Origin of the sequence: Sphingomonas sp. NPDC019816 (assembly GCF_050274375.1) — a bacterium.
GTDB lineage: Bacteria > Pseudomonadota > Alphaproteobacteria > Sphingomonadales > Sphingomonadaceae > Sphingomonas.
Window position 1 is genome coordinate 1 of record NZ_JBNNOB010000145.1, and the last position, 8,621, is coordinate 8,621.

An 8,621-nucleotide genomic window follows, 5' to 3' on the forward strand; every position below is an offset into this window, starting at 1 on the left:
GGTGGCAAGCCGAAGGCTTGACGGAGGGGTGTCGCCGGTCGTGAGTCAGGACTGATCCCGCGCATGGGGGCACCCCTCCGTCAGGCCGAGGGCCTGACACCTCCCCTTGCAGGGGAGGAATGGAGAGAATGTCGACCGGCCTCAGCGCGGTGCCTTGGCGCCTTCGATCGCGGCCTGGGGGTCGACCGAAGGTGCGCCGCGCGCCGGCGTGCCGGTGTTGGCGATCGCGCCGGTCTCGCCGCGCGGATCGTCCTCGACCCGCTCGACCGCCGCGTCGGCGGCGTTGGCCGGGGCTTCGCCGGCGGCCGGTTCCGCCTTGGCGGCGGGCGCGGCGGGCAGCGGCAGGTTCGATCCCTGCTGGTTCAGATACAGGATCACGTTCGCGCGGTCCTGCGGATTGGACAGGCCGGCAAAGGTCATCTTGGTGCCGGGCGCGAATTTGCGTGGGGAGGTCAGCCAAGCGTTCATCTTGTCCCAGTCCCAGGTGCCGCCGACCGCCTTCAGCGCGTCGGAGAAGGCGAAGCCGCCCTTACCCTGCGCAATGGCCTCGCCCATGGTGGCATAGAGATTGGGGCCGATGCCGTTCGCGCCGCCCTGGTTGATGGTGTGGCATGCCGCGCATTTCTTGAACACTTCGGCGCCCTTGGCCGCATCGGCGGTGGGCAGAAGCGAGGCGATCGGCACCTCGGGGGCCCCGCCGCCAGAGCCTTCGGTCTCCACGCCTTCGATGGGGTAGCCCATCTTTTCGGGACGTCCACCATGGTAGATCATGCCGCCGACGATCGAGAGTCCAAGCGCCGCACCAGCCGCGCCAAGCACCCATCCCGCGATCGTATTGGTCTTTAGGTCCATCGCTTGTCGCTGCCCCGCCAATATCTCTCCTGAACGCCGACCTTAGGTGCGGCTTTCGCGGACGGCAAGTTTTGCTTCGGGGTTCGCGCCTTGATCACGTGCCGCCCCCGCTTTACGCCACCGCGCCATGGACAATTACGCCGCCCCCGCCCGCCCCATCGTCGAGGCGATGACCCAAGCCGCGCTGGCCGAGCCCGCGCGCGGCGTCGCGTTCCAGGGGGCGCCGGGCGCCAACAGCCATGTCGCCGCGGTCGAGGCGTTTCCCGACGGCCTGCCGCTGCCCTGTTTCGATTTCGCCGACGCGCTGGAGGCGGTGAAGTCGGGCAAGGTCGATCATGCGATCATCCCGATCGAGAATTCGCTGCACGGCCGCGTCGCCGACATCCACTTCCTGTTGCCCGAATCCGGGCTGGTCATCATCGGCGAGCATTTCCTGTCGATCCGCCACGCGCTGATGACGACGGGCACGCGCGACGAACTGGTCGAGGTGATGAGCCACCCGCAGGCGCTGGGCCAATGCCGCCACTGGCTGCGCGCGCATGGCCTGCGCCCGATCGCCTATGCCGATACGGCGGGCGCCGCCGCGCGCGTCGCCGAGATGGCCGATCCCCGCATCGCCGCGCTCGCCCCGCCGCGCGCGGCCGAGCTTTACGGGCTGACGCTGCTGTCCGAGGACGTGTCGGACGGCGAACACAACATGACCCGCTTCGTCGTGCTGGCGCGCGGGGGCCCGCCGCCGGTCGGCGAGGGTCCGTGGATGACCAGCCTGATCTTCGAGGTGAAGAACATCCCCGCCGCGCTCTACAAGGCGATGGGCGGCTTCGCGACCAACGGCGTCAACATGACGAAGCTGGAAAGCTATCAGCGCGGCGGCAGTTTCGCGGCCACCGAATTCTACTGCGACGTCGTCGGCCGGCCGGGCGAGGTCGCATTCGATCGCGCGATCGAGGAACTGGGGTTCCACAGCAAATGGGTGCGGTTGCTGGGGACCTACCGCCAGGCGCGGCAGCGGGGGTAAATCGCAAATTTCCTCCCCTGCAAGGGGAGGTGGCAGGGCGAAGCCCTGACGGAGGGGGCGTGCAGCAAGGGGCATCCCGTGTGGAAGCCCCCCTCCACCGTGCTGCGCACGGTCCCCCTCCCCGTGCCGGGGAGGATTTACGCGGCCCATTCCCTCAACAGCGTATGCGCGATCGCGTAAGCCGGCGGCACGCCGAAGCGCGATTCGTCCCCCGCCAGCGCGGCCCGCACTTCGTCGCGCGACACCCAGATCGCATCCTCCAACTCGGTGCGATCGATCGTCAGCCGGTCGTCCAACGCGGTCGCGACGCAGGCGATCATCAGCGACGACGGGAACGGCCAGGGCTGGCTGGCGATGTAGCGGACATCCCGCACCCGCACGCCGGCTTCCTCGAACAGCTCGCGCGCGACCGCTTCCTCGATCGATTCGCCGGGCTCCAGGAATCCGGCCAGCGCCGAATAGCGCCCCGGCGGAAAGGCCGGCTGACGACCCAGCAGCGCACGACCGTCATGTTCGGCGATCATGATCACGACCGGGTCGACGCGCGGGAAATGCTCGGTGCCGCACGCCGGGCAGCGCCGGCCCCAGCCTGCGCGAAAGGGATGCGTCTCCGCCCCGCAGCGCGCGCAGAAACGATGCCGCGCATGCCAGTCGAGCACCGAACGCGCCGCCGCATAGGTCGCCGCCTCGCCCGTTGCCAACGCATGCAGCGCCGCGATCATCTCGAACGAACGCCCGCTGGCGGGCTCGGCCGTCAGCCGCGCGAAGTGCGGCACGCCGTCTTCCAGCCCGAGCAGGACATGATCCTCCGCCGCGTCGCGCGGATCGATCGCGGTCCACCCCAGTCGCCCGTCCGCCATGACAGGCTCATAGCCGTCGAGGACCAGCCGCCGCGCCGCCGGATCGGCCAGCGCGGCCGCGAACCCCGCCACATCGTGCCGCAGCGGATCGGCGCGATCGAGCCGACCACCGGTAAAACCCAAAATGCTCACCGGCGTGCCGCCCCCATGTCCTGATAGAGCGCCGCCGCCAGATCGCGGCGCAACGGCCAGCGGTCGGCAGGGAAATAATTGACCATGATCGTGCCCCGAACCCCGCGCGTCGGGTCGACATAGGCGACCGTACCCGCCGCGCCGCCCCAGCCATAGGTACCCTTGCCCGGCCCGCCCGGCGTATCGGCCAGCGTCACCGATCCACCCGCGCCATAGCCGGTCGGGACTCCGCCTGCGCTACCCCCGGTCGATCCCGACACGCCGCCATAGCGGACCCCGGCGGGCAACAGGTTGGACATGGCGAGCCTGACCGTCTCCGGCTTCATCACGCGGGCCCCGTCGACCGTGCCGCCATTCTGCAGCATCTGGAGGAACCGGTCATAGTCGCGCGCCGACATCACCAGCCCCGCGCCCCCATAAGGAAAGCTGGGCGCCTGGAGAAAGACCGAGGTCGCACCCGGATCGACCGGCACCAGCTGATCGCCCAAGAAGGTATAATTGGTGACCAGCCGGTTGGCGGCGGATGCCGGCACCCGCCAATAGCTGGAATTCATCTTCAGCGGGTCGAAGATACGAGTCTGGACGAAGCGCTCGAACGGCATGCCCGACACCTTCTCGACCACCGCCGCCATGACGTCGAGGCCGATGGAATAGCTCCACTTCGTCCCCGGCTCGGCGATCAGCGGCAGGGTGGCGACCCGCTCGGCGAATTGCTGGAGGCTGGCGGGGCGGACCCGGCGCACCGCCGCCTCCACCTGCGCATTGGCGGTGAAGGGCACGATGCCCAGCCGCTCATATTCCTTCAGCAGCGGCCCCTTGGTGGTGATGCTGTACCCCAGTCCCGCCGTGTGGGTCAGCAGGTTGCGGATGGTGATCGGCCTGGTCGCGGGCCGGCTCTCCAGCGAGGTGTCGGCATTGGTCAGCACCCGCATCTGCCGATAGGCGGGATAGATGTCGGACAGTGGCTGATCGAGGCCGAGCTTGCCCTCCTCGATGAGGATCATCGCCGCCATGGCGGTGACCGGCTTGGTCATCGAATAGACGCGCCACAGCGTGTCCGGCCCGACGGCGGGCGCATTGGGGGCCAGCGCGGTGCGCCCGGCCGAGACGAAGACCGGGGGCTGGCTCTTTTGCCCGATCGCCGCGACGATGCCCGGCATCTTGCCCGAGCGAACATAGCTGTCGAAGAGCGCCTGCGTCGCGGGCAGCTTGGCCGCAGTGGCCTTCGGGGCCGGCTGGGCCGGGCGCGCGACCTGCGCCGGGGCGGCGGCACCCAGAAGGGTTAGCATCGCCCCGCCCGTCACCATCATATGACGCATCATCACTCAGGCCCCTTTCAGTCGATCGGCTGCCCGCGCGAACAGCGTAGGCAGGCCGGCAGTTCCCAAATCCTTGATCGGCCACCATTCCCCCGCATCGGGATCGGTCGGCACGCCGTCCGTCCGGGCCAGCGCCAGTTCCAGTTCGAAATGGGTGAAGCCATGCACGACCGTGTCGTTCAGCATGACCCACGGCCCCTCGGCCGGCGCATCGGCCAGCCCCGGCCGCTCATCTGTCCACGGCCCGGTCGGCAGCGCGCGCATCCCGCCCAGCAGGCCCTTGTCCGGCCGCCGCACCAGCCAGACATGGCCGTCGCGCTCGATCCAGAAGATCGTGCCGTGGCGATAGGGGCGCTTCTTCTTCGGGGCCTTGGCGGGCAATGTCTCGGCGATCCCCTCGGCCCGCGCGCGGCAATCGACCGCGATCGGACAGAGCAGGCATTGCGGCTTCTTCACGGTGCAGATCGACGAGCCCAGGTCCATCATCGCCTGCGCGAAATCGCCGGCCCGTGCGTCGGGGGTGATGCGGTCCGTCGCCTCCCGGATCGCCGGGCGCGCGGCGGGCAGCGGCGTCTGGATCGCGAACAACCGTGCGACCACCCGCTCGACATTGGCATCGACCACCACCGCGCGCTCGCCGAACGCGATCGCCGCCACCGCCGCCGCCGTATAGGCGCCCAGCCCCGGCAGTTCGCGCAATTCGGCCTCTGTCGCGGGAAAGCGCCCGCCATGCTCGGCGACCACCGCCCGCGCTGCCTTCACCAGATTGCGGGCGCGGGCATAATAGCCCAGCCCTGCCCAGGCAGCCATGATGTCCTCGTCCGGCGCGGCGGCAAGACTCGCGACATCGGGCCAGCGCGCCACCCAGGCGGTGAAGCGCGGGCTGACCGCCGCCACCGTCGTCTGTTGCAGCATCACCTCGGACAGCCAGACACGGTACGGATCGGCCACCTCCCCGGGCTTGCTGCGCCAGGGCAGGTCGCGGGCATGACGGTCGTACCAGGCAAGCAGACGGGCGGCAGGATTATCGGGCGATGATGAATGCTTGGCGTCCACCCGCCCGCTATGGCATGGAGCCCGATATGAGCAAGCGCATCCGCGCCCCCCAGGAGCCGCCCCCCCGTTCCAACCGCCCCCGCGCGGTGTCCGAACTGCTGCCCGCCATCGGCGGCGCGGCCTTTCGTCGCTTCGGTTTCGTTCAGAGCGCGATCGTCAGCCGCTGGCCCGACATCGTCGGCCCGCGCCTGTCGACCGCCAGCGCGCCCGAATCGATCCGCTTTCCGCAGGGCGAGAAACAGAACGGCGTCCTGACCCTGGTCGTGCGCGGCGCGCACGCGCCGATGATGCAGCATATCGCGCCCGAGATCATCGAGCGGGTGAACCGCTTCTTCGGCTATCCGGCAGTCGCGCGGTTGCAGATCCGCCAGGGCGAACTGCCGATGGCCGCCCCCCGCCGGGCCGCGCCGCCCAAGCCGCAGCCGGTGCCGCCGGAAATGGGCGACGGGCTGCGCCAGATCGCCGACCCGGAACTTCGCGCCGTGCTCGAATCGCTTGCCGCGGGCGTCGCTGCGACGCGCGGCCTTCCCAAGGTGTCGTGATGCGTCTTTTCCTGTCGCTGGCCGCGCTCGGCCTCGCTTTCTCCACCACCGCGCCCGCCGGGGCCGCCCAGGCCCAGCGCAAGGTCGACTGGACCGGGCATGTCACTCAGACACCCGCCGGGGCTTACGTCATCGGCAATCCGGCGGCGCGCGTGAAGCTGGTCGAATATGTCAGCTATACCTGCCCCCATTGCGCCGATTTCGCGATCCAGTCGGCCCCCGTCCTGAGGGACAGGATGGTCCGATCGGGGTCGACCAGCATCGAGGTGCGGCATTTCATCCGCGACCGGATCGATCTGGCAGCCGCCCTGATCGCACGGTGTGGCGGGGCGGCGCGCTTTCCTGCGCTGAACGAGGCGATGTTCGCGCAGCAGAAGACGTGGCTGGCGCGGGGCATGGAGTTCGACCAGGCCAATGGCCAGCGGATCAGCGCCTATCCCATGGCCGCGCAATTGAAGACAGTGGCGGACGGCGCTGGCCTTCCCGCGATCGGCAAGGCCGCCGGCCTCAGCGATGCACAGATCGCCGCGTGCCTGTCCGATCGTGCGGCCGCCGATCGCATCGTCGCCATGACGACGAATGCCCCCGACACGATCGAGGGCACGCCCGGCTTCTTCATCAACGGCAAGCAGGCCATGGGCGTCTTCACCTGGGACGCCCTGCAACCGCTGCTGCGCGCCGCCGGCGCCCGCTGATCCCCTTTCCCCATCGGAGCATTTGTCGATGACGTCTCGCCTTCTCCTCCTCGCCCTGCCGCTGGCGCTCGCCGCTTGCGGCGGCAATGGCGGCAACGCCAACAGCAGCACCCCGGCCGCCTCGCCGCTGCCCGCCGTGCCCGCGCCGGCCGGTCAGGACTGGACCCAGGTCGTTCGCAAGACCGACGAGGGCTATGTGATGGGCAACCCGAACGCCCCCATCAAGCTGGTCGAATATGGCTCGCGCCTGTGCCCGGCCTGCGGTGCGTTCGCGCGTGAGGGTTTCGAGCCGCTGACCAACACTTACGTCAAGTCGGGCAAGGTCAGCTGGGAATTCCGCGAATTCCTGATCCACGGCGCGCCCGACCTGCCGCCCGCGCTGCTCGGCATCTGCCAGGGCGAGACGATCTTCTTCCCGCTGCTCGAACAAATGTATCAGGCGCAGCAGGGCTTCAACGACAAGCTGCAGGCGATGACGCCCGCGATGCAGCAGCAGCTCCAGAACGCCAAGCCGGTCGACGCGATCAAGGCGATGGCCGAGCAGATGGACCTGATCAACTTCGTCAAGCAGCGCGGCATCCCCGAAGCCAAGGCGCGCCAGTGCCTGGCCGACATGAAGCAGATCGACCGCCTGACCAAGCAGACCCAGGATCGCGGTGCCGACGGCACGGTGACGGGCACCCCGACCTTCCTGCTGAACGGCAAGCCGATACAGGGTGCGATCGGCTGGAAGGACGTCGAGGCGGCGCTGAAGAACGCCGGCGCGTAAGAGGTTCGGGTTTTCCGGTTTTGGATAGGCGGTCGGGCGGGGGTCCGGCCGCCTTTTTTGTGCCTCCTTCCGTACCTCGGCCTTCTCCGGGGTACGTGGCCTTTCCTTGGCTCCCCGCCCCCACACCCGTTCACACTGAGCGAAGTCGAAGTGCAGGCCCGGCTGATTGCACCACGGGATTCCCGTGGCCTTCGACTTCGCTCAGGCTGAACGGAGGTGGGGCAATAAGGCCTTTGAATTGGGTGGAAGGCGAGAATCACGGGCTCACGACCGGCACCGCATTCCGCACCTCCCCAACCTCCGTTCGCGCTGAGCGAAGTCGAAGCGCAGGCCCAGCTGTTTGCCCCACACGATTCCCGTGGCCTTCGACTTCGCTCAGGCTGAACGGAGGTGGGGGAATGAGGCCTGTGAACTGGGCGGAAGGCGCAAGAAGCACGGGCTCACAACCAGCACCACATTGCGCACCGCCCCAACCTCCGTTCGCACTGAGCGAAGTCGAAGTGCACGCCCTGCGCTCTCCCCAGACAAAACGCCCCCCCCACCCAGATCGACGGACACAGAAAAAGGCCCGGGGATCGCTCCCCGGGCCTTCTCCATTTGGCTGTGCCGATGGACAGGCCGGTCCGGTTCCCGACGAGGTCGCCCCCGCCGGTCCCCGAAATCCGACTTAGAAGTCCATGCCGCCCATGCCGCCCATGCCGCCGCCGGCGGGCATGGCGGGCGACTTGTCTTCGGGCAGCTCGGCCACGGTGGCTTCCGTGGTGATCAGCAGACCGGCGACCGATGCCGCGTTCTGGAGCGCGGTGCGCACGACCTTGGTCGGGTCGATCACGCCGGCCGCAACCAGGTTCTCATAGGTGTCGGTCGACGCGTTGAAGCCGAACGAGGTGTCGTCCTGATCGAGCAGCTTACCCGACACGACCGCACCGTCATGGCCGGCATTCTGCGCGATCTGGCGAACCAGCGCGGTCAGCGACTTGCGAACGATGTCGATGCCACGGGTCTGGTCGTCGTTGACGCCCTTGACGCCGTCCAGCGCCTTGGTCGCGTAGAGCAGCGCCGTACCACCGCCGGGGACGATGCCCTCTTCGACGGCCGCGCGGGTCGCGTGCAGCGCGTCGTCGACGCGGTCCTTGCGCTCCTTCACCTCGACCTCGGTCGCACCGCCGACCTTGATGACGGCCACGCCGCCAGCAAGCTTGGCGAGGCGCTCCTGGAGCTTCTCGCGGTCGTAATCGCTGGTGGTGTTCTCGATCTGCGCACGGATCGCCTCGGTGCGGCCCTTGATCGCGTCGGCATCACCTGCGCCATCGACGATGGTGGTGTTGTCCTTGTCGATCGTGACGCGCTTGGCGGTGCCAAGCATGCCGACGGTGAC

General features: G+C 68.7%; 9 protein-coding genes. 4 read left to right on the top strand and 5 right to left on the bottom strand.

Annotation, left to right across the window (positions count from 1 at the left end; translation table 11 throughout):
* Positions 1 to 141 precede the first annotated feature (141 nt).
* A complete protein-coding gene (locus tag ACQKJZ_RS16405) occupies positions 142 to 852 on the bottom strand; it encodes a c-type cytochrome (protein ID WP_427732406.1) in 711 nt (236 codons plus the stop codon).
* Between the two features lie 127 nt (positions 853 to 979).
* Between ACQKJZ_RS16405 and ACQKJZ_RS16410 the strand changes: the two genes are divergently transcribed.
* A complete protein-coding gene (locus ACQKJZ_RS16410; protein WP_427732408.1) occupies positions 980 to 1,870 on the top strand; it encodes a prephenate dehydratase in 891 nt (296 codons plus the stop codon).
* 137 nt (positions 1,871 to 2,007) lie between these two features.
* Here the strand turns inward: ACQKJZ_RS16410 and nudC are convergent, their stop codons facing one another.
* Genes nudC through mutY form a run of 3 tightly spaced genes read right to left on the bottom strand, consistent with a single transcriptional unit; the run spans position 2,008 to position 5,237 of the window.
* The gene (gene nudC, locus ACQKJZ_RS16415) at positions 2,008 to 2,862 is read right to left on the bottom strand and encodes an NAD(+) diphosphatase (RefSeq protein WP_427732410.1); all 855 of its coding nucleotides are present in this window, start codon (positions 2,860 to 2,862) and stop codon (positions 2,008 to 2,010) included.
* Complete coding sequence (locus ACQKJZ_RS16420; RefSeq protein ID WP_427732412.1) at positions 2,859 to 4,184, bottom strand: serine hydrolase domain-containing protein; 1,326 nt, start codon at positions 4,182 to 4,184, stop codon at positions 2,859 to 2,861. The genes nudC and ACQKJZ_RS16420 overlap by 4 nt, the downstream gene beginning before the upstream one ends.
* Positions 4,185 to 4,187: 3 nt before the next feature.
* Positions 4,188 to 5,237 (bottom strand): A/G-specific adenine glycosylase, encoded by a 1,050-nt coding sequence (gene mutY / locus ACQKJZ_RS16425; protein WP_427732414.1) that lies wholly within the window; start codon positions 5,235 to 5,237, stop codon positions 4,188 to 4,190.
* 26 nt (positions 5,238 to 5,263) lie between these two features.
* On the opposite strand from mutY, the gene ACQKJZ_RS16430 reads away from it, so the two are divergent.
* Genes ACQKJZ_RS16430 through ACQKJZ_RS16440 form a run of 3 tightly spaced genes read left to right on the top strand, consistent with a single transcriptional unit; the run spans position 5,264 to position 7,243 of the window.
* Positions 5,264 to 5,779 carry a DUF721 domain-containing protein gene (locus ACQKJZ_RS16430; protein ID WP_427732416.1) on the top strand — a complete coding sequence of 172 codons (516 nt, stop codon included), beginning with the start codon at positions 5,264 to 5,266 and terminating at the stop codon, positions 5,777 to 5,779.
* Complete coding sequence (locus ACQKJZ_RS16435; RefSeq protein WP_427732418.1) at positions 5,779 to 6,474, top strand: thioredoxin domain-containing protein; 696 nt, start codon at positions 5,779 to 5,781, stop codon at positions 6,472 to 6,474. Before ACQKJZ_RS16430 ends, ACQKJZ_RS16435 begins: the two co-directional genes overlap by 1 nt.
* Positions 6,475 to 6,502: 28 nt before the next feature.
* Positions 6,503 to 7,243 (top strand): DsbA family protein, encoded by a 741-nt coding sequence (locus ACQKJZ_RS16440; RefSeq protein ID WP_427732420.1) that lies wholly within the window; start codon positions 6,503 to 6,505, stop codon positions 7,241 to 7,243.
* A 667-nt stretch (positions 7,244 to 7,910) separates the two neighbouring features.
* On the opposite strand, the gene ACQKJZ_RS16445 is transcribed toward ACQKJZ_RS16440, so the two are convergent.
* A partial coding sequence (locus tag ACQKJZ_RS16445) for a TCP-1/cpn60 chaperonin family protein (protein ID WP_427732422.1) occupies positions 7,911 to 8,621 on the bottom strand: 711 nt, incomplete at its 5' end.

Excerpts from the sequence above, each read along its gene's own strand:
- ACQKJZ_RS16440 (WP_427732420.1), top strand. The coding sequence starts at position 6,503 with ATGACGTCTCGCCTTCTCCTCCTCGCCCTGCCGCTGGCGCTCGCCGCT.
- ACQKJZ_RS16420 (WP_427732412.1), bottom strand. The coding sequence starts at position 4,184 with ATGATGCGTCATATGATGGTGACGGGCGGGGCGATGCTAACCCTTCTG.
- ACQKJZ_RS16405 (WP_427732406.1), bottom strand. The coding sequence starts at position 852 with ATGGACCTAAAGACCAATACGATCGCGGGATGGGTGCTTGGCGCGGCT.
- ACQKJZ_RS16410 (WP_427732408.1), top strand. The coding sequence starts at position 980 with ATGGACAATTACGCCGCCCCCGCCCGCCCCATCGTCGAGGCGATGACC.
- ACQKJZ_RS16430 (WP_427732416.1), top strand. The coding sequence starts at position 5,264 with ATGAGCAAGCGCATCCGCGCCCCCCAGGAGCCGCCCCCCCGTTCCAAC.
- ACQKJZ_RS16435 (WP_427732418.1), top strand. The coding sequence starts at position 5,779 with ATGCGTCTTTTCCTGTCGCTGGCCGCGCTCGGCCTCGCTTTCTCCACC.